The 24,456-nt window shown below is 58.2% G+C and carries 25 protein-coding genes; 8 read left to right on the forward strand and 17 right to left on the reverse strand.

Annotated elements, in window-relative coordinates; translation table 11 throughout:
- Positions 1-130 precede the first annotated feature (130 nt).
- From RV1423_RS09845 to RV1423_RS09865, 5 genes are all read right to left on the reverse strand, one after another.
- Positions 131-796 carry a DUF4286 family protein gene (locus RV1423_RS09845; RefSeq protein ID WP_034295902.1) on the reverse strand — a complete coding sequence of 222 codons (666 nt, stop codon included), beginning with the start codon at positions 794-796 and terminating at the stop codon, positions 131-133.
- 74 nt (positions 797-870) lie between these two features.
- Positions 871-1,308, reverse strand: a complete 438-nt coding sequence (locus RV1423_RS09850; protein ID WP_231502147.1) for a heme-binding protein — start codon at positions 1,306-1,308, stop codon at positions 871-873.
- Positions 1,305-2,204, reverse strand: coding sequence for a dihydrodipicolinate synthase family protein (locus RV1423_RS09855; protein WP_034295908.1), 900 nt, complete (start codon positions 2,202-2,204; stop codon positions 1,305-1,307). Before RV1423_RS09855 ends, RV1423_RS09850 begins: the two co-directional genes overlap by 4 nt.
- A gap of 71 nt (positions 2,205-2,275) precedes the next feature.
- Entirely contained in the window at positions 2,276-3,535 is a 1,260-nt protein-coding gene (locus tag RV1423_RS09860; RefSeq protein ID WP_034295909.1) for a flavin-dependent oxidoreductase, read from the reverse strand.
- 254 nt (positions 3,536-3,789) lie between these two features.
- Positions 3,790-5,097 (reverse strand): sigma-54-dependent Fis family transcriptional regulator, encoded by a 1,308-nt coding sequence (locus RV1423_RS09865; RefSeq protein WP_034296085.1) that lies wholly within the window; start codon positions 5,095-5,097, stop codon positions 3,790-3,792.
- A gap of 370 nt (positions 5,098-5,467) precedes the next feature.
- Here RV1423_RS09865 and RV1423_RS09870 point away from each other — a divergent pair, with 370 nt between their 5' ends.
- The 6 genes from RV1423_RS09870 to RV1423_RS09895 all read left to right on the forward strand — a co-directional run bounded on the left by RV1423_RS09870 (position 5,468) and on the right by RV1423_RS09895 (position 13,677).
- The gene (locus RV1423_RS09870; RefSeq protein WP_034295911.1) at positions 5,468-6,352 is read left to right on the forward strand and encodes an MBL fold metallo-hydrolase; all 885 of its coding nucleotides are present in this window, start codon (positions 5,468-5,470) and stop codon (positions 6,350-6,352) included.
- Positions 6,353-6,416: 64 nt separating this feature from the next.
- On the forward strand, positions 6,417-7,712 hold the full coding sequence (locus RV1423_RS09875; protein ID WP_081768767.1) for an FAD/NAD(P)-binding oxidoreductase: 1,296 nt from the start codon (positions 6,417-6,419) through the stop codon (positions 7,710-7,712).
- A 34-nt stretch (positions 7,713-7,746) separates the two neighbouring features.
- Positions 7,747-8,547, forward strand: coding sequence for a sulfite exporter TauE/SafE family protein (locus RV1423_RS09880; protein WP_034295914.1), 801 nt, complete (start codon positions 7,747-7,749; stop codon positions 8,545-8,547).
- A 72-nt stretch (positions 8,548-8,619) separates the two neighbouring features.
- Positions 8,620-10,257, forward strand: a complete 1,638-nt coding sequence (locus RV1423_RS09885; RefSeq protein ID WP_081768768.1) for a methyl-accepting chemotaxis protein — start codon at positions 8,620-8,622, stop codon at positions 10,255-10,257.
- Positions 10,258-10,876: 619 nt separating this feature from the next.
- Positions 10,877-12,775, forward strand: coding sequence for an EAL domain-containing protein (locus RV1423_RS09890; RefSeq protein ID WP_231502164.1), 1,899 nt, complete (start codon positions 10,877-10,879; stop codon positions 12,773-12,775).
- Positions 12,772-13,677 (forward strand): phosphate/phosphite/phosphonate ABC transporter substrate-binding protein, encoded by a 906-nt coding sequence (locus RV1423_RS09895; protein ID WP_051516595.1) that lies wholly within the window; start codon positions 12,772-12,774, stop codon positions 13,675-13,677. Before RV1423_RS09890 ends, RV1423_RS09895 begins: the two co-directional genes overlap by 4 nt.
- Positions 13,678-13,749: 72 nt before the next feature.
- Here RV1423_RS09895 and RV1423_RS09900 read toward each other — a convergent pair whose 3' ends face one another.
- The 5 genes from RV1423_RS09900 to RV1423_RS09920 are packed head-to-tail and all read right to left on the reverse strand — an operon-like array spanning position 13,750 to position 18,615.
- A complete protein-coding gene (locus RV1423_RS09900; protein ID WP_155835068.1) occupies positions 13,750-14,109 on the reverse strand; it encodes a hypothetical protein in 360 nt (119 codons plus the stop codon).
- Between the two features lie 41 nt (positions 14,110-14,150).
- Positions 14,151-15,287: an ABC transporter permease gene (locus RV1423_RS09905; RefSeq protein ID WP_034295918.1), complete on the reverse strand. Its 1,137-nt coding sequence runs from the start codon at positions 15,285-15,287 to the stop codon at positions 14,151-14,153.
- Between the two features lies 1 nt (position 15,288).
- Positions 15,289-16,794, reverse strand: a complete 1,506-nt coding sequence (locus RV1423_RS09910) for an efflux transporter outer membrane subunit (protein WP_231502149.1) — start codon at positions 16,792-16,794, stop codon at positions 15,289-15,291.
- Positions 16,772-17,857: an HlyD family secretion protein gene (locus RV1423_RS09915; RefSeq protein ID WP_034295922.1), complete on the reverse strand. Its 1,086-nt coding sequence runs from the start codon at positions 17,855-17,857 to the stop codon at positions 16,772-16,774. Before RV1423_RS09915 ends, RV1423_RS09910 begins: the two co-directional genes overlap by 23 nt.
- Positions 17,854-18,615, reverse strand: coding sequence for an ABC transporter ATP-binding protein (locus tag RV1423_RS09920; RefSeq protein WP_081768770.1), 762 nt, complete (start codon positions 18,613-18,615; stop codon positions 17,854-17,856). The genes RV1423_RS09915 and RV1423_RS09920 overlap by 4 nt, the downstream gene beginning before the upstream one ends.
- A gap of 661 nt (positions 18,616-19,276) precedes the next feature.
- On the opposite strand from RV1423_RS09920, the gene RV1423_RS09930 reads away from it, so the two are divergent.
- On the forward strand, positions 19,277-19,729 hold the full coding sequence (locus RV1423_RS09930; protein ID WP_051516596.1) for a bacteriohemerythrin: 453 nt from the start codon (positions 19,277-19,279) through the stop codon (positions 19,727-19,729).
- 41 nt (positions 19,730-19,770) lie between these two features.
- Here the strand turns inward: RV1423_RS09930 and RV1423_RS09935 are convergent, their stop codons facing one another.
- Positions 19,771-20,091 (reverse strand): TraR/DksA C4-type zinc finger protein, encoded by a 321-nt coding sequence (locus tag RV1423_RS09935; RefSeq protein ID WP_034295928.1) that lies wholly within the window; start codon positions 20,089-20,091, stop codon positions 19,771-19,773.
- Here RV1423_RS09935 and RV1423_RS30820 point away from each other — a divergent pair.
- Positions 20,090-20,224 carry a hypothetical protein gene (locus tag RV1423_RS30820; protein ID WP_255344200.1) on the forward strand — a complete coding sequence of 45 codons (135 nt, stop codon included), beginning with the start codon at positions 20,090-20,092 and terminating at the stop codon, positions 20,222-20,224. The two genes, RV1423_RS09935 and RV1423_RS30820, sit on opposite strands and share 2 nt — an antisense overlap.
- On the opposite strand, the gene RV1423_RS09940 is transcribed toward RV1423_RS30820, so the two are convergent.
- The 6 genes from RV1423_RS09940 to RV1423_RS09965 all read right to left on the reverse strand — a co-directional run bounded on the left by RV1423_RS09940 (position 20,221) and on the right by RV1423_RS09965 (position 24,171).
- Complete coding sequence (locus RV1423_RS09940) at positions 20,221-20,595, reverse strand: SPW repeat protein (protein ID WP_231502165.1); 375 nt, start codon at positions 20,593-20,595, stop codon at positions 20,221-20,223. The two genes, RV1423_RS30820 and RV1423_RS09940, sit on opposite strands and share 4 nt — an antisense overlap.
- A gap of 161 nt (positions 20,596-20,756) precedes the next feature.
- Entirely contained in the window at positions 20,757-21,599 is an 843-nt protein-coding gene (locus tag RV1423_RS09945) for a L,D-transpeptidase (RefSeq protein ID WP_051516597.1), read from the reverse strand.
- Complete coding sequence (locus tag RV1423_RS09950; RefSeq protein ID WP_051516598.1) at positions 21,587-21,991, reverse strand: hypothetical protein; 405 nt, start codon at positions 21,989-21,991, stop codon at positions 21,587-21,589. Before RV1423_RS09950 ends, RV1423_RS09945 begins: the two co-directional genes overlap by 13 nt.
- Positions 21,992-22,028: 37 nt before the next feature.
- Positions 22,029-22,529, reverse strand: coding sequence for a hypothetical protein (locus RV1423_RS09955; RefSeq protein ID WP_155835070.1), 501 nt, complete (start codon positions 22,527-22,529; stop codon positions 22,029-22,031).
- A 96-nt stretch (positions 22,530-22,625) separates the two neighbouring features.
- Positions 22,626-23,075, reverse strand: a complete 450-nt coding sequence (locus RV1423_RS09960; protein ID WP_034295936.1) for an Hsp20/alpha crystallin family protein — start codon at positions 23,073-23,075, stop codon at positions 22,626-22,628.
- 367 nt (positions 23,076-23,442) lie between these two features.
- Positions 23,443-24,171 (reverse strand): helix-turn-helix domain-containing protein, encoded by a 729-nt coding sequence (locus RV1423_RS09965; RefSeq protein ID WP_034295937.1) that lies wholly within the window; start codon positions 24,169-24,171, stop codon positions 23,443-23,445.
- Between the last annotated feature and the right edge of the window lie 285 nt (positions 24,172-24,456).

Genomic DNA, 24,456 nt, shown 5'->3' on the forward strand with positions numbered 1-24,456 from the left:
TGTGGCCATGTTTTATTTTTTCCGATCGGCAACCGGGTCCGGGGCAAATGCGGATTGCCCCTGCAATGTCGAACGCGCTATTTTCGGTCTGGTCTGACGGCCACGCTTGTCGACGAAATTTTTTGCTGCACTACTTCGCTGCGCCGTCGAAACGTCGGCCCAGGCGATTGAACGTTGCGTAGTAACCCTCCTTGAACCAGTCGTTGGCGGCCATGCGGTTGCGCCACGGCGTGTTGCGGGCGCGCTCGCGTTGCGGCGACGACAAGGCCGCATCGCTGTTCAGGTAATGGATCGCCAGCCGATTGTACGTGCCCGGCTCGGCGCTGGTGACGGCGAAGCGCCGCACGGCCAGCCAGTCCGTGCATTCCAGCAGGATGGGAATGTGATCCTCGACATACCACGCGTCGAAATTCGCCAGTTCCTCTTCCGGTACGGTAAACATCGCCGTGAACAATACCGGCGCCTGCTCGGCGCGCTGGTCCAGCTTGCCTGCATTGCCGATTTCGTCCGCCAGATAGCGCGTGAAGCCGGTCACGTTCTGCAGCATCCAGCGCGTCTTTTCGCTTGGCTGGTTCTTGACGACCTGATAACCGGGCGTCTTCAACGCGCCCTGCGAATCCATGTCGTACACCACCAGGTTGCTGTCCCGATCGACGCTCTTGTAGCGTTGCGCGCCCTGGAACCCGTCAAGCACCATGCGCACCGGAATATGCTCGGTGTCGTACCAATGATTAAAGTCCGTCACCCAATCGGCGCCCGGCGTCATCTCCGAGAACAGAATCGATTTTCCAAACATTGTCTTCTCCTGATTGTTTCCTGCACGCTGCCTCCATCCCGTCGCCATGCGCGGCGACGGATCGTCCGGTTGAACTATGCAGCGTAGCCGGTTTTCTCGTAAAAATAATGCAGCGCCGCTTCCGCGCATTCCTGGTCCTGTATCGCGGTGCCGGCGCTGATGCCGATGCCGCCGACCACCTGGCCGTCCACGCGCACCGGCAGGCCGCCGCCGATCACGCAGAAGTGGCCGCCGTTGGTGATGTGGATGCCGAAGGTCGGTTGTCCCGGCACGCACAACTGGTTGTAGACATGCGTGCCGTTGCGCGCCGCCGCCGCCGTGAAAGCCTTGTCGATGGCGATCGAAATGCTGCTGATCTTGGCGCCGTCCATGCGGTCGAAGCGGATCAGGTCGCCCGCTTCATCGGTCACGGCGATGCACATCGGGATATTCATCTCGAGTGCTTTCTGCGCAGCGCCCTCCAGCAGGATGACGCTTTCGGCGATGGAAAGTCGTTTTACGGTGAGCATCATGTCTCCTTGCTGAACAGATCGGTGGCATGCAGGCACGCGGTCATTTCTTCCAGATCGCGGCCTTGCAACGGCTTGAACGGCGGATACGGATTGCCGGCGTCGACGCCGACCGCCTTCAGCGCCGCCTTCGACACCGGCAACAAACCGTGGCGCATCCAGCGCGCCGGGAACAGCGCGAACTGCGCCTGAAGACGCGTCGCTTCGGCCAGGTCGCCAGCCTGCCATGCTTCGATCAGCTTGCAGCCCAGTTCGGCCGCCGGCGGCGGCAGCGTACCGCCCGATCCGCCCAGTTGCAACGTGATCAGCAGCATCTGCATGGTGGTGTAGTACCTGGCCAGGCCGGCACGATCGATCTCCATGATCAGGCGCGACACGCGCGACAGATCGCGCGAACTTTCCTTGACGTATTTCACGCGATCGAGCCTGGCCAGTTCGATGGTGGCGTCGACCGAGACGTCGGCGCCCGGACCGGCATTGATATACAACACGATGGGCAGGCCGATCTCGCGCGACACGGCTTCGAAATAGGCAAGCTGCTCGCTCTGCGTCGACTCGCCGCCGAACGGGCGCGACGGCACCAGCAACTGTACCGCCTGCGCACCCAGCTTTTGGGCATAATGCGCCAGCTCGACGGCGACCTTGAACGAGGGATGTGAAATGCCGACAGCGGTCGGCACGCGGCCGTCGACGAACTCGATGGTATGGCGAATCAGTTCCTTGCGTTGCTCCAGCGTCAGGTAGTGATACTCCTGCACCTCGACGCCGGCGGCCACCACCATTTCCGGACGGCAGCGCTGCACCACGTAATCGACGCCGCGCTGCAACGCCGGATAATCGACTTGCAGATCGTCGCCGAACGGCGTCAGCGGCGGAACCAGCAATCCTGCTGAATTCATGAAAAATCTCCTCAATTTTTTATTGATGCTTGCTGTGCGGCCGTGCCTGGGCAGCGCCGCCCCGCGCACTCTTATACGAACGACGGACGCTTGCGCAGCGCTTCGATATCGAAGCCGGCGACGGCGCGATAACGATCGCCGATCTCGCGCAATTCCTTGTCGGAAATGATGTCGTTGATATGGTCGAAACGCTTGCCGCCGGAGCGTTCGTACACTTCGCGCAACACCGTGTCAGGCGGATTGGCGCGGTTCATCAGCACCACCTTTGAAGTGGCCTGGACGCGCACTTCGTCGTATTCATTCAGCGCGTCCAGCGTCACGCCCTTGCGCTTGAAGCAGCCTGCGAGGTAACGTGCATCCAGGATGGCCTGGCCGGCACCGTTCGAGCCGCGCGGATACATCGGATGCGCCGCATCGCCGAGCAGCGTGATGCGGCCGGAGGTCCAGGTCGACAGGGGATCGCGATCGACCATCGGGAAGATCAGTACGGGATCGGTCTTCTGCAACAGCGCCGGCACGTCGAGCCAGTCGAAATGCCAGTCTCGGTACGGCTCGAAGAAGGCATCCAGCGAACTGACGCGGTTCCAGTCGTAGGACGCCGGACGCGGACGCTCCAGCGTCGCCACCCAGTTCATCAACTGGTTGCCTTCGGCGTCGATGTTGTTGCGGATCGGGTAGACCATCAGCTTGCCGACCGTCATCCAGCCGGCGCGAATGGTATTGGCCCCGCTGAGGAAAGGCTTGAAGGGCGTGACGCCGCGCCAGATCGTCAGTCCCGAATAAATCGGCTCGCCTTCCTGAGGATAGAGTTGCTTGCGCACCACCGAGTTGATGCCGTCGCAGCCGATCGCCACGCCGGCGCGCACCGGAGCGATCGCTTCGCCCTGCGCACCTTCGAACCGGATAGTGACACCATTGCTGTCCTGATCGACCTTGATGCAGCGATGGCCGGTGACCACGCTGTCGGGACCAAGACGCTCGATGACCGCATCCAGGAAAACCTTTTGCATGTCGCCGCGATGCAGCGAAAATTGCGGCCACGGATAGCCTGCGGCCTCCCCCGCCGGTTCGGTGTAGATATGCTGACCGAACTGGTTGAAGTACGATGCATCCTTGGTGCGGATACCGACTTTGTCCAGCGCCGGCACCAGGCCCAGTTCGTCGAGTTCGCGCACGGCGTGCGGCATCAGGTTGATGCCGGCGCCGACCGCCCTGATTTCGGGAACTGCTTCATATACCCTGCAGCGCACGCCGATCTGATGCAAGCTCAACGCCAGGATCAGCCCTCCTGCGCCTGCGCCGATGATTGCCACTTCAGTGTCTTTTTCCATTCTTCCTTGCCTCCAAATCAATTTAAAAAATCACACACACGAATGTTTTTTTAGATGTCTGGAGAAAATTATAAGGAGAATGTTCATATTTGAAAAATATGAATTAGGTCTAACATGCAGATGAAATACATATACTTATCGGGCGCAATGAAATTGACCTGAAAGCCGCATGTGAAGCGGCTTTCCGCCAAACTGAGCAAATCGGCGAGCGCAAGGCGTCCCCGCAAATTGACACCGCACAGGAAAAAATGGCGTCAGGACAAACCCAGGGCTTTCAGCCGCCGATACAAGGTTCGCTCGCTCATCCCAAGCTGTAGCGCAAGTTCGCGCCGCGTGCCGGCGGACTTGCTTGCCTGCGCGATCAATTGTTCGTCGGTCAGCCTGCTCAATGTTGCCGTTCCCGTCCCCGCAGATGAAGAAACCTGCCGCACTCCCAATCCGGCGGGCAGGTGTTCGATGCGTATTTCGCCATCGTCGGCGAACAGCCGCGCGCGCTCCAGCACATTGCGCAATTCGCGGATATTGCCCGGCCAGTCATGGCGCTGCAGCAGGTGCATGGCGGCGGGATGGATGCTTATCGGGGCATGCGCGCCGGGGTTGCCGACGCCGCCATGACGCAGTAAAAAGGACTCCGTCAGCAATGGAATGTCGTCGACGCGTTCGCGCAGCGCCGGCAAATGAATGGGAAAAGCGCTGATCCGGTAATACAGGTCCTGACGGAAGGCGCCGGCCGCGACCATCTCCTGCAAAGGCTTGTGCGTGGCGGCAACCAGGCGGAAATCGGCGCGCTGGGTCTCGACGCTGCCGACGCGGCGGAACGTGCCCGACTCGATCAGCCGCAGCAACTTGACCTGCATGGCCAGCGGGATGTCGCCCATTTCGTCGAGAAACAGCGTGCCGCCCTTGGCGGTTTCCACCAGTCCCGGCTTGCGCGCCAGCGCACCGGTGAAGGCGCCCTTCTCGTAACCGAACAATTCGCTCTCGAACAAGGTCTCCGTCAAGCCCGAGCAATCCACCACCACGAAAGGGCCGCGCGCCCTCTCGCCGGCATCGTGCAAGGCGCGCGCGAACAACTCCTTGCCGGTGCCGGACTCGCCCAGCAGCAACACCGGCAACATCGACGGCGCCACGCGCTGCAAGGCATGCAGGGATTGGTTGAACGCTTCGGAACGGCCGACCAGGCCCTCCGCGTTCGGACTGGCCGTGACGCTGCGCACGGTAGTCAGCCGTTCGACATAGGCCACCACTTCACGGCGGCTGTCGAAGATCGGACGCAGTTCGACATCGACATGCTCCGGTCCGCGCGGCGTATGATGAATATGCAACACCCGGTCCGGGCCGCGCATTTCAAGGGCTCTTTTCATGGGGCAATGCTCACCGGCCTGGTCGCACGGCATGTCGTAGTGATGCGAGACGCGATAGCATTTGCGCCCCAGCAAAGGCTGGTCGGCAACGCCGAACTGGCGCTTGTAGGCGACGTTGGCGGCAATGATGTTGTAATCGGGATCGAGCACGATCATCGGCTGCGCCTCATGCTCGAGAAACGAAACCAGCGACTGCATCGCCGGCGTGTTCGCCGACTCGCCCTGCCGGTTCTGCCGGTCATGGTCATCGCCGTCGAAGCTGTCATGCGTCGACATGAAGTGCCGCCTTTCGCGCCATCGATGCGCCGTTGGGATAAGAGGGATCGACTATCCGCATTTCCGCCACAACTGTCAATATGGCAGTGCCATGACAGTCATGGCAGTCCCATGCAGCTCCGCGCCGTGCGTCGCAATACTTGCCGCGCATCCACAAAAACCATACAAAACAAGCGACTAGAACAAGAGGAGGAAGAGGATACGGCCATATGGTACGGATTCTGCTGAAACGCTTTCCGATGACAACCCGCATCCCTGCCGCAGACAGGATGCTTTTTGAAGAGACACTCTTATGGACAAGCTTAGTCCGATGCATATCGAAGGCCTGCATGACGCAGTGACCGGAACCGTCAGCTATATCGTCATGGACATGGCCAGCCGCCAATGCGCGCTGGTCGACACGGTGCTGGATTACGATCCCAAATCGGGCCGCACCTCCACCGATAGCGCAGACCGCCTGGCCGCCCGCGTGCGCGAACTCGGAGCCACCGTGCAATGGCTGCTGGAAAGCCATGTTCACGCCGACCATCTGTCCGCCGCACCTTATCTGAAACAATTGTTCGGCGGCAAACTCGGCATCGGCAGCCACATTACCGAAGTACAAAGCGTGTTCGGCAAGCTGTTCAATGCCGGCGTCGGCTTCGCGCGCGACGGCAGCCAGTTCGACCATCTGTTTCGCGACGGCGAAAAATTCACCATCGGCAAGCTGAACGCCACCGCGATGCACACGCCCGGCCATACGCCGGCCTGCATGACTTACGTGGTCGACGACGGCGCCTCCATGGCCGCCTTTGTCGGCGACACGCTGTTCATGCCCGACTACGGGACGGCGCGCTGCGACTTCCCCGGCGGCGATGCGCACGTCCTCTATCGCTCGATCAACAAAGTGCTGAGCCTGCCGCCGCAGACGCTCCTCTACATGTGCCACGACTATCAGCCTGACGGCCGCGAAGTCCAGTTCATCAGCACCGTGGCGCAAGAACGCAAGGACAACATCCATGTGCATGACGGCGTCACCGAAGAAGCCTTCGTCGCCATGCGCACCGCGCGCGACGCCACGCTCGCCACGCCGGTGCTGATGCTGCCCTCGGTGCAGGTCAACATGCGCGCCGGCCATCTGCCCGAGCCGGAAGACAACGGCATTTGCTACCTGAAGATCCCGATCAACGCACTCTGAAACATCGCCCGCACTTCGCACCACCATTAAATAAAAACAAACAATTCCACAGAGACCACATGCCATGAATACATCCGCCACCGGCGGCGAGCCTGCCCTCGCCGCACAGCCCTTTCGCATCGCCGACGCCACCTACGAAATCGTCATCGTCGGCGGCGGGACAGCCGGCATCGCCGCCGCAACCAGCCTGCTGGCGCGCCGTCCCGACCTCGACATCGCCATCATCGACGCCGCCGACGTGCATTACTACCAGCCGGGCTGGACCATGGTCGGCGGCGGCATATTCACGCCCGAGGAAACCGTGCGCACCATGGCGGCGGTCATGCCGGCAGGCGTGCGCTGGCTGAAGTCGCACGTGGCCGCCTTCGAACCGGAACGCCACGCCGTGGTGCTCGACGATTGCCGCGTGGTCCACTACAAGCAACTGATCGTCTGCCCCGGACTCAAGCTGGACTGGGACATGATCGAAGGTCTCAGCGAGACCTTGGGCCGCAACGGCGTGACGTCGAACTATCAATTCCAGTCCGCGCCCCGTACCTGGGAAAACGTGCGTGCGCTGCGCAGCGGACGCGCGATCTTCACGCAACCGCCGATGCCGATCAAGTGCGCCGGCGCACCGCAAAAGGCGATGTATCTCGCTGCCGATCACTGGAAAAAATCCGGCGCACTCAACCACATCGATATCGAGTTCTGCAATGCCGGCGGCGTGCTGTTCGGCGTGGCCGCCTATGTGCCGGCGTTGATGGAATACATCGAAGCCTACGGCATCCAGCTCCGCTTCAACCATAACCTGGTCGCCGTAGACGGCGGCGCCAGGACCGCGACCTTTGTCCGCACCGGCGCCGACGGCGCGAAAGACACAGTGGTCAAGGAGTTCGACATGCTGCACGTGGTGCCGCCGCAGACCGCTCCCAACTTCGTCCGTTCCAGTCCGCTGGCCGATGCCGTCGGGTGGGTCGATGTCGATCCGGCCACGCTGCGCCACAAGTCGTTCGAGAACATCTTCGCGCTGGGCGACGTCGCCAACACCACGAATGCCAAGACCGCCGCGGCCGTGCGCAAGCAGGCGCCGGTGGTCGCACACAATGTGCTGGCCGGGCTCGGCAAGAGCGCCGACAAGCGCCTGCACCATTACAACGGCTACGGCTCCTGTCCGCTGACGGTCGAACGCGGCAAGATCGTGCTGGCCGAATTCCTGTATGGCGGCAAAGTCGCGCCGACCTTCCCGTCGTGGCTGATCGACGGCACCAGGCCGTCGTCGCTGGCGTGGCAACTGAAACAACGCGTGCTGCCGAAACTGTACTGGGAAGGGATGCTCAAGGGCCACGAATGGCTGGCGCGCCTGGAGCAGGAGCACTGATGCGCGCCGCGCCGCAGGTCGAAGGAGAACGGCAATGCTGCTGAATGCGGGACTCGGCTTCGCCATCGGCGTCATCCTCGCGCTGACGGGCGCCGGCGGCGGCATCCTGGCGGTGCCGGTATTGATGTTCGGCGCCGGGCTCAGCGCTTCCCAGGCCGGTCCCATCGGCCTGATGGCGGTCGGCATGGCGGCGGCCCTGGGCGCATTGCTGGGATTGCGGGCCGGCATCGTGCGCTACAAGGCGTCGCTGCTGATCGCCGCGAGCGGCATGGTGATGGCGCCGCCCGGACTGTGGCTGGCGCACCATAGCGACAACCGCTGGCTGACGCTGCTGTTCGCCGCGGTGCTGCTGTATGTGGCACTGCGCATGCTGCGCCAAAGCAGGCGCAGTGCGGCGCCGGAGGCAAGCCCCTTGCAGAAAAATCCCCCCTGCATCCGCAATACCGAGACCGGAAAAATCATCTGGACCACGCCCTGCGCGCGGGCACTGGGATTGTCCGGCGCCATCGCCGGCTTTCTTTCCGGCTTGCTCGGCGTGGGCGGCGGCTTCGTGATGGTGCCGGCGCTGCAGCGCTACACCGACCTGGCGATGCAATCCGTGGTCGCGACCTCGCTTGCCGTGATTGCGCTGGTCTCGGCAACGGGCGTGGCCTCAAGCGCGCTCGCCGGTCAGTTGGACTGGACCGTGGCGCTGCCGTTCTCGGGCGGCGCGCTGATCGGCATGCTGGGCGGACGCATGCTGTCGGCACGCCTGTCCGGCCCTCGTCTGCAACAAGGATTCGGCGCCGTCGCCGGGTTGGTAGCGATCGGGATGGTCGTCAAAGCTGTACTTTGAGGTATTGACGGCCTGAAGAAAGATGTCGCGCCCGCGGCATCCATCAACGACTATTTCCATAAGAACAGAGACATGAAAATTGCAAACCTCAAGGTTGGGACAAGACTGGGAATCGGGTTCGCCATTGTGCTGGCGCTGGCGATCGTATCCACCGCCATCGGCATCTGGAACATGCGCCAGGTGGCGATGGCGACGCAGCGCATGATGGCCGCGCCGCTGGCAAAGGAAAGAACGGTGTCGGACTGGTATTTCAACATCAGCGCGGCCGTCATCCGCACCTCCTTCATCATCGAAAGCAACGACAACACGCTTCCTGACAAGTTTGCCGCCGACATCGCCGCCGGCGCCAAGAAAGCCGCCGCCATCCAGAACACCTTCGAACTGACTTCCGACAGGGAAAGGGCAATGTACGCAGGCATCAAAACCTATCGCGAAAAATTCCAGGTCGCCAAGAACGCCGCGATGAAGGCCAAGCAAGCCAACGATCCGTCCGAAACCGCGCGGGTGTACCAGACCGAATTCAAACCCGTCGCGCAAGGCTACGAAGCGGTGGTGCTGGATTTCCTGAAGCTGCAGCGTGAAACCATCGACGCCACCGCCCAGCAGATTGCCGATCTGTACGATAAAAGCTTGCGGCTAAGCATCCTGCTGGGCGTGCTGATCGTGGCGCTCGGCGCGCTCTGCGCCTGGATGATTTCACGCTCCATCACGCGCCCGCTGGCGACCGCCATCGGCGTCGCGCAAACCGTGGCCTCGGGCGATCTGACCAGCCATATCGAGGTAAATACGACGGACGAAACCGGACAACTGATGCAGGCGCTGAAGGACATGAACGGCAGTCTGCTGAAAGTGGTCGGGGCCGTGCGCCACGGTACCGACGCCATCGCCACCGCGTCCGGCGAAATCGCCGCCGGCAACCTGGACCTGTCCGCGCGTACCGAGCAGCAGGCCGCGTCGCTGGAAGAAACCGCATCGTCGATCGAAGAGCTGACCTCGACCGTCAGGCAGAACGCCGACAACGCGCAGCAGGCCAACCAGCTTGCCGCCTCGGCGTCCGAAGTCGCGGTGCGCGGCGGCGCCGTGGTATCTGAGGTGGTCGACACGATGGATGCGATCAATGAATCGTCGAAGAAGATCGTCGACATCATCAGCGTGATCGACGGCATCGCCTTCCAGACCAATATCCTCGCATTGAATGCCGCGGTGGAAGCCGCCCGCGCCGGCGACCAGGGCCGCGGCTTCGCGGTGGTCGCATCGGAAGTACGCAGCCTGGCGCAGCGTTCGGCCGCCGCGGCCAAGGAAATCAAGGGCCTGATCGGAGATTCGGTGAACCGCACCGACGCCGGCGTGCGCCTGGTCCGGCAAGCCGGCATCACTATGAGCGAAGTGGTGGACAGCATCCGCAACGTCACTACCGTGATGAACGAGATTTCGACCGCCAGCCACGAACAAACCATCGGCATCGAACAGGTCAATCAGACGATTTCGCAAATGGACGAAGTCACCCAGCAAAACGCCGCCCTGGTGGAACAGGCTGCCGCAGCGGCGACATCGCTGCAACACCAGAGCGACAACCTGCTCGGCGTGGTCAGCGTATTCAGGATCGGCGCGGCGCAGGAAGCGCCCGGACCGTTGCGAAACATCACTGTCGCGAACGCCCCTATCGCATTGCCGGCACATGGCAATGCGGCAGCGCCCCTGCGCCTCTGAGCCTGGGCGCCGCGGCAACCGTTGCGGCGCCGGCTTCGGCGCCCGGCATGCTTTGCATAAATACCAGCCTTGTCATCAATTCGACATATTTGGCGCTTACTCTTGGGAAAAAGCGCTTCGCGGCCACCGCGAGGACATCCCGAATTGAGGCGGAAGATTGCGGTTACCACTATCGATACGGCCGAAATGGCTGAATGCTGCGCTCCAGAACGGCCGGGGGCTGTCATTGGGATATGTGCTGCTATCGTGTTTCCTGCTGGCAGTCATCTGGTCCATCACGTTCACCCGCATCCGCAATGAAAAGACCCTGGCGATCGAAAGCTCCGTCTCCGACAGCAGGAACGTCGCCGCCATCATCTCCTCGAACCTGGAAGAAATCCTCAGCAAGGCCCTGCTGTATTCACGAATAGGAAAATCCGTGCTGGACGGCGACGCGCACGCCTCAAGCTATCTGTCGCCGCTGTTCCTGGGCGACTCGGCTTATTTGCGCGTGGCGATTTTCGACGCCGACGCCAGGCTGGTTTACTCGTCGGCGCACCAACGGCAGGAGCCTGAATTCTCGCAACTGATCAATGCGGCCTACGTCTCTTCGCTGCTGTATTCACAGCGCCAGGGCGGGATGATCATCAGTCCGCCGCTTAAAAAAGACGGCTATACCTGGCGCGTGCCCTTGCTGATTCCGATCAAGAACCAGAAGGATCAACTGCTGGGATTCTTCACCGCCATCCTCGATCTCGGCTATTTCCTGAAGACCTACAAAGAGGTCAGCATCAGCAGCGGCAGCCGCATTGAAATCCTCAATTCCACCGGCTTCCAACTGGCGGAGCTGAGCGGCAGCACGCTGTCGGGCGGCAGCAATTTTGCCGGCGAAGACTACGCGCTGTTCCTGGTCGACAACAAGGCCGACGGCGAGATCCACGCCGTGCGGCCAGGCGAACAGGAGCAGCAGATCGGCGTGCAGCGCAAGCTGGAACGTTACCCGCTGGCCGTGATCGTCAGCCGCGATCCGGCTTACGTGCTCGGCAGGCTGGCCCAGCCGCATCGCGAATACCTGTACCAGGCGATCATCATCTCGCTGGCGGTCCTGTTGTTCTCGTATGCCCTGGTCAACATCGCGCATCGCCGCAAACGGCTCTATGAAAAGCTGTTGTATTCGGAACGTGAAAAAAGCGGCCTGATCGACCAGTTGGAACAGGAAAAATCGCGCGCCTACCAGTTGGCCTCGCACGACTACCTGACCGGCATCCCGAACCGCATGCTGTTCCATGAAATCGCCGCCACCGAATTATCGCGCGCGCGCCGCAGCCGCAAGCTGTATGCGCTGTTCTTCCTCGACCTCGACAAGTTCAAGATCATCAACGACACGCTCGGGCACGCGGTCGGCGACGCCTTGCTGCAAACCGTCGCCAGACGCTTGCGCGCGGTGCTGCGCGAGTACGACCTGGTGGCGCGGCTGGGCGGCGACGAATTCGTCGTGCTGATTTCCGAAATCGCCGCCGAAGAACGCGTCGCCGAGATCGCGCGCGACCTGGTCACGGCAATCAGCGAACCGTATCCGGACCTGGAAGGACACGAAGTCCAGACCACCACCAGCATCGGCATCGCACTCTATCCGCGCGACGGCCAGAGCGTCGACGAACTGCTGACCAGCGCCGACGCCGCCATGTACACCGCCAAGAAAGCAGGCAGCGGCGCCTATCGTTTCTACGACGCTTCGCTCAATGCCTCCGCCGCGCGCGGCCTCGAACTGCTGGCCCGCTTCCGGCAAGCGCTCAAGAGTGACGAGTTCTGTCTTTACTACCAACCCAAGGTGGAAATGCAGAATTTCGACATCGTCGGCATGGAAGCGCTGATACGCTGGAATCATCCGGAGCACGGCCTGATCTTCCCCGGTGATTTCATTGCGCTGGCGGAAGAGCACGATCTCATCATCCCGCTCGGCCACTGGATCATCAAGGCAGTCTGCCGCCAGCTTGCCGAATGGCGCAAACGCAATATCCCGCTGCTGCCCGTGGCCATCAATGTATCAGTGAAGCAGTTGCAGGACGAACTGCTGCTGGAGACCATCCTCGAGTCCCTGAAGAAATACCGGCTGCCGTCCTATCTTCTGGAAATCGAAGTCACCGAAAGCTGCTTCATCGACGACATCGACAGCGCCAAGGAGGTGCTCGAAAAACTGCGCACCGAGGGCTTGCGCATCGCGCTCGACGACTACGGCACCGGTTACGCCGGCCTGAGCCATATCAAGACCTTGCCGGTCTACGCGCTCAAGATCGACCGGTCGTTCATCCGCGATATCCGCAACGACAACAGCGACGCCATGATCGTCGCCTCGACCGTCTCGCTGGCGCGCAACCTGGGACTGAAGGTCATTGCCGAGGGCGTGGAAAGCAAAGAGCAGCTCATGCACCTGAAGGTGATCGGCTGCGACCAGGTGCAAGGCTTCTATCTGCAACGGCCCGTTTCGGCGGAACAGATCGAGCCGGTGCTGCAAAAAGGGAGATTTGATCCGCTATGAAACGACATCGACATGCATGCCGCAGCAGCGCCGCGCTGACGCGGGCCGCGTTCGCACTCGCACTGACACTGGCTTGCAGCCTGGGCAATGCAGCGGCGGCGCAGTGCGAGAGACCGGCACGCCTGCGATTTTCATTTGTGCCGCAAGGCGAATTGCAGGACGACGGCGCAGCGCTGCAACCACTGCTCGGCGACCTGGAAAAGAGCCTCGGCATCCCGGTGGAAGCCTCCACGCCCGCCTCCTACGGCGCCGTCACCGAGGGCCTGCTGGCCGGCGCCGTCGATCTCGCGCGGCTGGGACCGGCGACTTACGTCTCGGCGCACAGAAACGATGCGCGCATCACCCCGTTTGCATCGCTGGTGCGCATGGCCGACGCATTCAGCGAAGGCAATGCATCGGCTTATTATTCGCTGCTGATCGTGCGCCAGCATGGGTCAGTCACCTCCATCGCGGGGCTGAAGGGTAAACGGCTGGCGCTGGCGGATCCGGAGAGCACATCCGGCGCGCTGATCCCGACCCATGTCTTTTCACGTCAGATCGGCACACCGCTGAACAAATATTTTTCACGCATCGGCTATTCGGGCAACCATGAACAGTCGGTCGCCGCCGTATTGAACAAGGAAGCCGACGCCGCCTTCGTCGCCAGCGCCAATCTCGGTTCGCTGATCGCCGCCGGCAAGGTCAAACGCGCGGATCTGCGCGTACTGTGGAAATCGGCGCCCATCCCATTCGATCCCTTCGTCTACCGCGGCCAGTTGTGCGACGATATCAAGAAAAAAATCCGCGCGGTTTTTTTCAACAAGAAAAGCGCCAACCTGCAAGCCACGCTGACCAACCTGCGCGCCCAGGAATTCGTGCCGGTCAGCGACAAAAATTACAGCATCATCCGCGATCTGCCGTGAAATACGCCGGCGCAGGTTCCGACTCGCGAAGATGACACACGTCGCCGTGACAACCCCTCCACACCCTACGCATTAGTCATCGCGCTTCAGGCGCCAGGCTGCCGCAAAGCATCCCGCAGCCAGAACGAGGCTGGATATCGCCAGGATGCACGCCAGATTTTTTCCCCTGAACAGCTCGTGCAACCTTCGATTGAATGAGGCGATGACGACGGCCGCATTTCCCCCATACATTTCCAGTTCGCCTGTGTGTTGTTTCGACTCTTCGGTTTGAATAGGGTAGGCGTGTTCACCGATGATTCGATATTCCGCCGCATCCGCCGGCGATGTCGGAGTTTGATAGACAAACAAAGCGCTCGTCATTCCCACAAGCAGAATGACGATTCTGAGCAAAGCAAACCGGGCTGCGGGCTTCAGATATCTGTTGTGCATCATGCGCCACTCCTTTCTTGAGAACGGGCGTTTCATCCATGCCGTCATCCCCGGAAAATATCGAAAGGCTCGATTCTCAACACCTTGCGAATGCTGATATAGCTGGAGATGGCAGCAATCAATACCACCATCGCAAACGCCAATGCCAGATTTCCGAAGGTGATCAGCGACGCATAATCTGGCAATGCGCGTTTAGCGACGAAGATGAGAAGCGCGCACAATCCGACTCCCAGGCCATAGCCGGTCAACGCAGTGAAGGTCGCCTGAAAAAGAATCATGGAAATCAGTTCGCGGCTCTTGGCGCCAATCGCTTTGAGCGCGCCGAATTTCTCCAGATTTTCCAGAATGAAGGTGTAGAAGGTTTGGCCGGAGATAGCCAGGCCGACGATGAAACTCATTACGGTCATCAACAGAATATTGGTGCCTATTCCCGTCTGGTAGGTATAGAAGTCGCTGATTCTTTGCGTGAACTCCTCCTTGGTCAATGCCAGATAGCCCATTTTGGCGACCTCCGCCCTGATCGCCGGCATTGCATCGGCGGTCTTCAACTGCAGCAATATATAGGAAGAGGTAAAACGTGTGGTCGGCAGGTACTGCACCGCTCGGCTATATGTCGTATACAGCGTCGGCACCCCGAACAGCCCTCCCGAGCTGACTTTTGCAATGCCGACGATGAGACCGCGATGATCGTTCACTTCGAATTCGGCGCCTATTTTTGGCGAACCGAGTTTCCGGTATTCCGAATCGTTGACGACGATGAATCCGTTCTCGGTATAAATGTCGCGCATATTGCCTTGCTCCAGTTCGGGACGGCCGAACAAACTGGTGTCATCCAAGCCCAGTATCGAGACGGCCTGATACGTGCCGCCGGACAACTTGACCAATGCGCCACCTGAATAGAGCGGTACCGCATAACGCACCCCCGGCATGCTGCGCACGGCGTCGAGCACGTAATCCGGCAAGGGAATGGTATTGGCGACGGTATTGACGGCGGGATCCATGATCCACACGTCTGCGCCGATATTGGCAACCGTCGCGGAAGATCGATTCAGGATGCCGGCGAAGATCGACGTCATCTGCACCATCAGGAACACCGCAAAAGTAATCCCGATCAGGAGCGAAAAGAACTTGCCTTTGTCGTTGGTGAGAAGTTTGTAGGCGATCAAGTATATGCCGTTCATATCATTTCCCACCCACCTGTACCGATGCCGGTTGTTCAACGAATGGCGGCGGCGCATTCCACCATCCCCCGCCCAGAGCGACGAACAAGGCGGTGGTGTCCTGATAGCGTTGCGCCGACACCTGCAGGTAAGCGATCTTCGATTGATAGTACTGGCTATCAGCGGCCAATACGTCCAGGTACGAAACCAGCCCCGCGCGATAATTCGCTTCGATCAATTTCAACGTTTGTTCCGCCGCGCCCAGTGCCTCGGCCTGCGCCTTCATCGATTGGGCATCGTGTTCGATGGCGGTCAGTACATTGGCAACTTGCTCGAAAGCAGACAGGACGGTCTGACGATAACTGGCGAGTGCCTGCTGATAAGCATCTTCTGCGGCACTGCGTTTATACCACGTCGCGCCGCCATGAAATATCGGGATGTCCATGCTGGGACCGATACTCCAGAATTTGCTTGAAGAGTCCGTCAGGTTCCCGAACCTCGTGTTGCCGAACGCATAGTTGGCGCCAATGCCGAAGCTCGGAAACAGCGCGGCGGTGGCCACCCCGATTTCAGCGCTGGCGACATGCAACTGCGCTTCCGCCGACAGAATGTCCGGGCGCTGGCGCACCAGTTCGGAGGGCAGGCTCAATGGGAGATTTTGCGGTAATTCCAGCTCTGCCAAGTCAAACGATGAAGTGTACGTCCCGCTTGCGGTAGTACCTTGCAGATTGGCCAACAAGTGGTCTGCCTGGTCGCGCTTTTGCGCCACCGTTGCCAACGCTGCCCGGGAACTGGCCAGCAGGCTGCGCAGGCTGAGCACTGTCGCATACGATGCAATGCCTCGGTCCGCTTGTTTCTCGGCAATGGCAACTTGTTCTTCCTGGCGTCGGATAAGTTCTTGTGTCGCTTCGTATTGCGCATTGTACGCAGCACGAGCGATTGCGGTATTCACCACATTGCCCGACAGGGTGAGGTAAGTCGCGAGTGCGACGTATTTCTGATAGTCGGCCTGCGCACCCAGCGCCTCCACCGCACGCCGTTGCCCTCCGAATATGTCCAAGGTATAGCTGATCGCCGCGCCCAGGGTAAAAAGGTTGAAGATCCCGGCAGGGCTGGCGGCCCCGTACCGGAAAGCGGAGGGCAATTGCCGCGTCGCGGAGAAACTGCCGTCGATCTGCGGGAAAAATACGCCATAACCGGCTTGCAAACTGTGCTGGCTTTCTTTCAGGCTGGCTTGCGCGGCCTGGAGACTGGCGTTGTTAAGGAAGGCGCGATTCACCGCTTCGGCGAGGCCTTCCGAATGAAACATCTTCCACCACTCGGCTGAAATGGCCGCGTCCATATGAAAGCGCTGTACATTTCCACCGGCGTCGGCAACCGTCGTTGACGGATCCTGCATGGTATAGCCCGCTTCAATCGGAGGAGGCTGGCGGACATAATCGACACCTACCGTGCATGCGCAAAGCAGGTGGGCAACCGCCGCACCCGCCGCATAACGCCACGACTTAGTTATGGCCGACATACACATCAACCAGTTGACCGGGATAGATTTTCATCTCGGCGGTTTTTGCGAATCTGAAGATAACGGGCAAGACGCGCAAGTCGACTCTTTCCTGCCGTTGATCCGACAGAGATATCTTGGGAGAAACGTAGGGCTGAATCCGCACGAACTCAAGCGGAATGTGAAGTCCGCTGCCCCGGATCGACATCTGCGCCTTGATGACTCCCGGAGACGGCAGTCGATTGATCAGTATTTCATCTATGTAGCATCGGACGTTGAGATAGTCTTGCTTCCCACCCATCATGATTGCCGGTTTGTTTGCCTGCGTATAGGTATCGTAGACACCTTGCGCGGAGATGTAGCTCCCCGAGGAAGTATTCAACGCAAGCACCACACCGTCGACCGGCGCCTTGATTGTGTATTTACCAAGCAGAACCTCCGCAGCTTTGCTTGAACTGCTCAACGCCTCATATTGTTTTTGCAGATTGCGGATGTCATAGCTCCAGGCGCCGGCGCGCACCAACTCATACTGCCTTTTGGCGACTTCGCGGCTGGCCTGCGCCGTCTTGAGCGCATTCCGGGCATTGTCCAGCACATCGCGGCTGACGGATCTTGGCTCAATGTCGAATGAGGCTTTCTGTTTGTCGAACTGATCCTGAGCCGTTCTTTCATTCGCCGCCGCCAAGTCGAGCTGCGCTTTGGATGCCGCCAATGTCTCTTTGCGAGGTTGAGCCTTCAGCTCCTCCAGGGCGGCGAGCGTCGCCTCGGCCTGCGACTTCTGCTGCTCAACGACAAGCCGTTGCGCCGTGTCGTCCAGCACCATGAGCGTTTGTCCCGCCGTGACCGTGTCGCCCTCGGTGACAACCACCTTGGCCACGGTGCCGGCGACTTCCGGATAAATGTTGATGTTCGAGCCGTTGGTTTGTGCGCTCTCGACGATACCGTTGGCAAAGATTCCATCTGCATACGGATTCGCGGTGGGAGCAAACAAAGGGGATTGCGGCTTGCTGGTGCGATTCATCAGATAAGCGCCCGCCAGCGCAGCGAGCAGGCCCAGCCCCGAGATGACGAAAATAAGGCGATTTTTCATATGGTCCCCTTATCAAAGCCGGTGATTTTCCCGTCTTCCATGTACATGATGCGGTCTGCAAATTCAAAAATGCGCGTATCGTGCGTCACAATCAGAATGCATGTTTTTTCGTTCAGAACCTGATCGTGAACGAAGGCCAGAATCTTCTTTCCGGTGTCGCCGTCCAGTGAGGCGGTCGGTTCGTCCAGAATCAGAATCGACGGATGACTGACCATCGCTCTGGCTATCGCAACACGTTGCTGTTCACCGCCGCTGAGTTTCACCGGCGGCAACTCGGCCCGTTCCTTGAGTCCGACGATCTCCAGGTATTTGTTTGCTTCGGCGAGCGCGCGGCTCCAGCTTTCCTTCTTGAGAATCAAAGGGATCGCCACGTTCTCTGCCGTGGTCAGGCGCGGAAAAAGATGGTAGTCCTGAAAGACAAAACCGATCGTATTCAGTCTGAAGTCCGCGAGATCGTCCTTGTCGAGACGCCAGATATCCTGGCCGTTGACGATGACGCTACCTTCATTCGGTTTCAATATCCCCGAAATGATGCTCAACAAGGTGGTCTTGCCGCTTCCAGAAGGCCCCACGATAAACAGCATCTCGCCAAAATGGAGATCAAAACTTGCGCCGTTGACCGCTACGGTCCTGGCATCGCCTTCGCCGAACCACTTGCCGACATTCTGTGCACTGATTGCAGGCGCTCCAGGAGGTAGTGTTTTCTTCCCGACACCGGCCGCAGAATGACTTCCGATGGTGTCGAAATCTGGCGGCATGTTGGGCTTTTCAAAAGAAGTGGCAATGGTTGAAGTTTGTGCAGCGACGAAGTCCCGATATCCGAGACATTGATGAGCCCGATCCTACCTCTTGAATGTCATCTGCTACTTGATATGCATCAAGTAGCAGATCAAAGGCAGGAGACAGCGGGAGCGAGCGACATTATCCATCTCGTCTTATCGACATCTGAAGGCGATTGGCGGATTGCAGACATATTCAGATCCGAGGACAAGTCGATATTGCCTTGCAGCACCATGCTTAAGCGTCAAAAGAAACTCCATAGACCTGTCGAAATTCGACTGCCGCCATAGAGAGAGCATCGCGCATTCTCGATGCCACGGCGAAATAATCCAGTGCGCGATTTTTGTCGACGGACTTAAACGTCTTTTGATATGAATCAAATTTCAGGCGTAGTATCGGACTATATTTCTTCTCTTGAAATGCGCTTATCGTTGCCTCCGTTTTCAAAATGGCGGTGATGGGTAAGGCGATGCTGGTTATCGCCAGTTCCGGATCGATTGTGCTCCTGTCTACATTGGTCTGCCGAGAGTTGCCTCGGATTTTGCGACAACCTCCTCTTTGCACAAGCGCTCAAAGATGCGTGGAATGCCATCAAGACCCGCTCAAAAGTAATGCCCCCGAAAAATTCAAGGTGAACATATGGAAGAGCTTGCGCAGTCATCGTGTATTTCTCTTGGCATAGCGACCATAGATAATGCACACAAGATATTGACCAGGGAATTGGTGGCGATCCTGAACGCTCCCGATCATGAGTTCACCCGCTGTTTTCAGAGGATCAGCCGATTGTTGGAAAGCAGCTTTCGGGAAGAAGAGGAACTGATGGAAAGGATCGCATACCATGATCTGCGCGCCCATCGCGAACAACATGCGGCACTTCTCAGCGCCTTGCATCACATCATTCCCAAGGTGATGAATGGCGATTATGTTCTTTCGCGCCAGATTCTCTCCATGTTGCCGCAATGGTTTCTCGGACATCTGGTCAAGATGGATGCTGCGCTGATCAAGGCACTGGCCGCCGCCGGCGCACAACCGATTCCAAGAGCTTATGCATTGCCGACCCAGCGTGGCTCACACTTCTGCATTGATGAATAGCAGTATCGTCGTGCAACGTGAACGATCTGTGCGGCAGCTATTCAGCGACGGTGTTGTTCGTGGAGGCGCTGGCAATGCGTGCACCGTTTTGCGGTGGGATAAGCCTCAAGCCGGGCATAGGCGATCGTACATCCGCACTCGGTGCAAAGGCCGTACTGTCCTTCGGACATCCTTTTTTTCGCAGCTTCGATATCGGCCAACTCGGCGAACTCCATGTTGGAGAAGGTATCTTCTGCGTCTGTCGTATCGCAACTATCCGTATCATCGGGCACATTTACCCGGGCCCTGATCAGGACCGCTGTCTCCTGCTTGTCGAGAAGCTCTCGAAGATGTGTCAATTGTTTTTCTGTGGGATACGCCATGGCATTTCTTCCTCATCTGGGCTCGCTTGCGGAGCTGAAATTCATTCGACCAACTGCATTGCAGGTCAGCTCGCAGATTCAATACGACAAAATAGCTTTCTTCATCGGCTTGCAACCATTGAGCAAGGGCTAACGCTCCTCGAAACTATCCGAGGTCGTTCTGTTTCTGTCTTCATCCTTCATCGCCCACAGCGCGGATATCAAAACGATTCCTCCGGCAGCCACCACGATAAGGGCCGCGCTGCGATTGTCCGAGAAACCAAGCAGCCACGGGGATGCCACCGACCAGCATCCCAGCATCAAAAGCACGGCTTCTTCCCAGAGGCCCGGCGTAAACAGGGAAAAAAGAGCAAAAATCGCAATGACCAATCCCGTGGCAAATGCATTTTGCGAAATGTATTGCTGCGGATATTCCATCAGGAAAGGAGACGCGACAAGCGCGATCCCCACAGTCACCATCATGCAGTCTTGCCAACGCGTGTCAGCATCGATTTCAGCGAACATGTTCACAGCAAGCCCCTCCTTCAAATAGTGAAGTTTGATTATGAAGACTATGTCGGATCGAATGTTGATCCAAATCAAAAACGGGACTGCCTGAAATTGTCGGCGTCGCTCTCTGCCTGCATGTCCGGGCGAGCATGGCAGCTTCGTTTCCGTTGTTTGCACTATCGCAGCGGCGGCAGCGGAACGGCAGTCACGCGCGGAAAAAATGGAGGCGTCGCCCACTCGGGTCGTGTCGTGCGCTGAGAGTCCATCACGATCAGGTATCTTCCGGGGCCATGCACCCTGGGCGCGGGCATCGGCACCGAAAGATGAATGCCGTTGCTTACCGCAGCCTCGTAATCGGCATCGATAATGCCGTATGCATCGAGCAGACGATTCAAGCTGGCGGGAATCCGAATGCATCCTTTGGATTGGATCGTCCCGAGCCGCGATTCGAGTAGGGTCGGGTCAGTGGCATGCATCTGCAATCGCATCGTACTCAAGCCGCCGCTACCCCAGCCCCGGGTGGCCTGTTGCCAGCCGAAATCAAAGACGCGCATGCCTTTCACACCATAGCCGCGAACGCCGAGCGCATTCTTTGTTCCTTCTGCGCGGAAGTCGGGATTGTCGATGGAATGTTCAAATACGCCCGTTGGGGTCTCAAAATGATCGTATTGCCCGACTCGCCCGGTCGATACCGGGGATGCGCCGATGAACAAGGGACTTTTCCCCTCTTCCAGCCAAAAAAGGAAGATTGCCTGCACTTGTGCGCTGCGATCGACCAAGATGACATATTGCGGGCTCTCCGGCACGTTGTCCTGAAGCGCTTTGCGCACAAAATCGGCGTACAGCGACTGCTCTTCGATTGGCGGAGCAAGAGCAGGAGCAACATATTGACGGTAAATCACGACAAGTTCGTCCGGCATGGTCTGCGCAACGCAGGATTCCTCAATGCCAAAACCAAGGCAGACTGCCGCCGTCAGAACGGCGGCAAGCCTGCTGAAAGGCGCTGCTACTGCGGCCATACGAATACCAGACGTCGATGCGCTCCCTTTTTTACGGAGGTCCTTTGCGATTTACGCACGCCGTCTTGCGTCGCCTCGACCTGATAGTTTCCGTCAGGTAAATTGGCGAGGAAAAAAGGGCCTTCCGAAACAGCGTCGAGGACAGTCTTGCCAGTCGCATCTTTGATGAGAATGCGGTAGTCCGCAGTGTATTGTTCTCGTGGGTCTGCCTTAACTACAGACACGACTTCCAACACATACCGGGAAGCCATCGATTTCATCTCGGCGGCTTCGTCCGAACCAATGCCGCCTGAGATATAGGTAGTCTGTCCGGAGACCACCTCGACCGGGGCAGCATAAGCGGCCGAAATCTGCATCAGTACAAAGACCAGGAGAAAGTATGGCGATCGCATATTACTATCCTTAAATAAATGAAGTCGTCAGGAAAGGTCAGACATCGGGAATGCGCTTGACGATTACACGCCGGTAGGAACGCACGCTTTCCAGACTCGTACTCGACGATGTCGCCTGTTTCCCGCTATTCGTATAGGTTTTCCGAACAGAATTTCTTAGCGTTTCAATTGCATCGCGAAACGACTTTTCAACGTCTTTCCAACTATCGTTTCCTTTTTCCCGGAACTTCTGCCACCTTGCCTCAAGGCTTTGCTGCTGTTCTTCAAAGTTCTCAAGCTCCGAAGTCATCTTTTCTTTGGCTGCGTCAGAGGCGCTCTTTGCCTTCCCTTGCAAGGCATCCAGATCTTGCTTGAGCTGGTCCAGCTCGTCACGGCTTGCTTTCAGGAAGTCGTTCTTCCTTATCTGATCTTGGTCCGCCGTATCGGCTGGCGCGCTCTGGTCTACGGTCTTTGTCCTCGGCAAGTTCAATTCGCTTCGATCGCAACCAGCAAGCAGCACAAGGCCGACTGCCAACAAGAAATATCGCAGATTGTTCATTTCATATCCTTCAAATAGCGTCTGTTCCAGCTCGCGAACCGGGGGCGCCATTGATCAGGGACTGACGGCGCATAGCCCATGGCGCTGCGCCGTGTTTCAACTGATGGTTAATTTCTTTGCGCCATTGCGAGCCTTTTTCGGCAATGTCAACTCAAGGACGCCATCCTGATATTTGGCAACCGCATGTGCGGCATCGATTTCATGCCCGAGTGAAAATCCGCGATACAGGCGACCGGAAAAGCGTTCGCTGCGCACCACCGTTTCACCGTCCTTTTGCTCCTTGAACTGAGATGTTTCCGCCACGATCGATACCTGCTTGCCGTCGATGTCGATTTTGATGTCATCTTTCTTCATGCCGGGAATGTCTGCCTTCACGGTGTATGCCTGTTCATTTTCGGAGACATCCATCTTCATGCCTTGCCCGTTCTCGAACGCCTGGAGCGAAGGCGTCAGACGAAACTCACGAAGCATATCTTCGATGCCGCCGAAAGGTTCGAAACGTGCAATGTCGTTGAACGGAGAATATCGTGTCAAATTGCCAGCCATGATTGGCCTCGCTTTCTATCAATGAGATTCCGGAGGAAGCTGCAACGATAAATCCGTCGCGCTATCGCATAACGACATAACATCATCGTTGATTTCAAGCATAGGCCTCTCGGCAAGCGTTCAATATGATCCATATCAAATGCGGCGGCAGTACTGACGATTAACATGGGGTCGTCGTTCGTCATTCGTGAAAAAGCAAGGCGAGTAGTCCCGACGACGGGCGCGTCTCAGGTATCGTTGCCGCAGACCGTAAAATCAAGATGAGTGCCATCCGCAAGCTCGTTCTCATGAAGCAACAGGCGCAGGATGGCAATTTCCATGACTGCCTCTGTTCGACATTGAGCGCACATATAAAAACCGTGCGGAATCACTTGGTCGAGAGAGAATCCCATGGCAATGTGCCGTTTGCGAGATGTCTCAGGCCGATCATATTGAGAAGGCGGAGATTGCGATGATGGATTTCGATCAAACCGCCGGATCTGAATTTCGCAATCAAACGACTGATGCTGCTGTTGGTCAATCCAAGCAAGCTTCCGATATCGTCTCGCGACATGCGCAATTGAAGCGCCGACGATGAGTATCCTCGGATGGCGTGTTCATGCGAGACATTGCAGAGAAATGAGGCGAAGCGTTGTTCCGCTCGCATCTGCGAGATCAGCATCATGCTTTGGCCGAATGCGATGCTGTTGCTCATCAGGTCCAGAAAATCCTGAAGCAAATCCGGCCTGGCCGCGAGCGAGCGTATAAGTCGAGAAAGCTGAATTTCAATGATTTCACTGTCTTCCAGCGCGACGGCAATGGTGCTGCGGACATTTCTCGCAATATCTTCCAGACCGAGAATATCTCCCGTCATATGAAATCCGACAACTCTCTCGTCTCCCCCCAGATTGACAAGTGTTGTTTTGAAATATCCTGCATGAATGACAAAGAGATTGCGACCGATACCACCCGTGCTGTACAAAACTTGTCCTCGATATACCTTCTTGCGGAACGCTATTCCATTCATGAGAAGTCGCAGATCACGATGAGATAAAGTGACATCGCTCTCCCCTGGAGAGCATGCAGAGATGCGATGGGAAAACGGCGATTGGGTCATTTCGATGGTTCACGCGATAGCGTTGTTTGTTTGTATTTGCGTCGATATTACCCTCTACGGTCGCTCCATTTCCGACAAACGTCGGTCCTCTCCCGCCATCGTTCCGGCTTTAATCCCTTCGATTGACATAAGTCAACCCTCTATCGTCGAAAATCATATAAAAAGTCAAATGTCCTGCCAAGGAGATCAAGGTACTCCAGCTCGCTTCGGTCGTCCGACAGGTTCCGCTTAAAAACAGGATATAAAAAAAGGAGTTGCCAATGCTGCTGCATAGCGCAGAGAGGG

The organism is Herbaspirillum sp. RV1423, assembly GCF_000577615.1.
Lineage (GTDB): Bacteria > Pseudomonadota > Gammaproteobacteria > Burkholderiales > Burkholderiaceae_D > Herbaspirillum.

Bases quoted from the DNA above. Each gene is read 5' to 3' on its own strand.
- RV1423_RS09915 (WP_034295922.1), bottom strand. From the start codon at position 17,857: ATGAAAAATCGCCTTATTTTCGTCATCTCGGGGCTGGGCCTGCTCGCT.
- RV1423_RS09855 (WP_034295908.1), bottom strand. From the start codon at position 2,204: ATGAATTCAGCAGGATTGCTGGTTCCGCCGCTGACGCCGTTCGGCGAC.
- RV1423_RS09875 (WP_081768767.1), top strand. From the start codon at position 6,417: ATGAATACATCCGCCACCGGCGGCGAGCCTGCCCTCGCCGCACAGCCC.
- RV1423_RS09850 (WP_231502147.1), bottom strand. From the start codon at position 1,308: ATGATGCTCACCGTAAAACGACTTTCCATCGCCGAAAGCGTCATCCTG.
- RV1423_RS09965 (WP_034295937.1), bottom strand. From the start codon at position 24,171: ATGACCCAATCGCCGTTTTCCCATCGCATCTCTGCATGCTCTCCAGGG.
- RV1423_RS09960 (WP_034295936.1), bottom strand. From the start codon at position 23,075: ATGGCTGGCAATTTGACACGATATTCTCCGTTCAACGACATTGCACGT.
- RV1423_RS09860 (WP_034295909.1), bottom strand. From the start codon at position 3,535: ATGGAAAAAGACACTGAAGTGGCAATCATCGGCGCAGGCGCAGGAGGG.
- RV1423_RS09905 (WP_034295918.1), bottom strand. From the start codon at position 15,287: ATGAACGGCATATACTTGATCGCCTACAAACTTCTCACCAACGACAAA.
- RV1423_RS09890 (WP_231502164.1), top strand. From the start codon at position 10,877: ATGATCATCAGTCCGCCGCTTAAAAAAGACGGCTATACCTGGCGCGTG.
- RV1423_RS30820 (WP_255344200.1), top strand. From the start codon at position 20,090: ATGGCATTTCTTCCTCATCTGGGCTCGCTTGCGGAGCTGAAATTCATT.
- RV1423_RS09920 (WP_081768770.1), bottom strand. From the start codon at position 18,615: ATGCCGCCAGATTTCGACACCATCGGAAGTCATTCTGCGGCCGGTGTC.
- RV1423_RS09945 (WP_051516597.1), bottom strand. From the start codon at position 21,599: ATGGCCGCAGTAGCAGCGCCTTTCAGCAGGCTTGCCGCCGTTCTGACG.
- RV1423_RS09930 (WP_051516596.1), top strand. From the start codon at position 19,277: ATGGAAGAGCTTGCGCAGTCATCGTGTATTTCTCTTGGCATAGCGACC.
- RV1423_RS09885 (WP_081768768.1), top strand. From the start codon at position 8,620: ATGAAAATTGCAAACCTCAAGGTTGGGACAAGACTGGGAATCGGGTTC.
- RV1423_RS09950 (WP_051516598.1), bottom strand. From the start codon at position 21,991: ATGCGATCGCCATACTTTCTCCTGGTCTTTGTACTGATGCAGATTTCG.
- RV1423_RS09880 (WP_034295914.1), top strand. From the start codon at position 7,747: ATGCTGCTGAATGCGGGACTCGGCTTCGCCATCGGCGTCATCCTCGCG.
- RV1423_RS09870 (WP_034295911.1), top strand. From the start codon at position 5,468: ATGGACAAGCTTAGTCCGATGCATATCGAAGGCCTGCATGACGCAGTG.
- RV1423_RS09865 (WP_034296085.1), bottom strand. From the start codon at position 5,097: ATGCAGTCGCTGGTTTCGTTTCTCGAGCATGAGGCGCAGCCGATGATC.
- RV1423_RS09910 (WP_231502149.1), bottom strand. From the start codon at position 16,794: ATGTGTATGTCGGCCATAACTAAGTCGTGGCGTTATGCGGCGGGTGCG.
- RV1423_RS09900 (WP_155835068.1), bottom strand. From the start codon at position 14,109: ATGATGCACAACAGATATCTGAAGCCCGCAGCCCGGTTTGCTTTGCTC.
- RV1423_RS09935 (WP_034295928.1), bottom strand. From the start codon at position 20,091: ATGGCGTATCCCACAGAAAAACAATTGACACATCTTCGAGAGCTTCTC.
- RV1423_RS09955 (WP_155835070.1), bottom strand. From the start codon at position 22,529: ATGAACAATCTGCGATATTTCTTGTTGGCAGTCGGCCTTGTGCTGCTT.
- RV1423_RS09895 (WP_051516595.1), top strand. From the start codon at position 12,772: ATGAAACGACATCGACATGCATGCCGCAGCAGCGCCGCGCTGACGCGG.
- RV1423_RS09845 (WP_034295902.1), bottom strand. From the start codon at position 796: ATGTTTGGAAAATCGATTCTGTTCTCGGAGATGACGCCGGGCGCCGAT.
- RV1423_RS09940 (WP_231502165.1), bottom strand. From the start codon at position 20,595: ATGTTCGCTGAAATCGATGCTGACACGCGTTGGCAAGACTGCATGATG.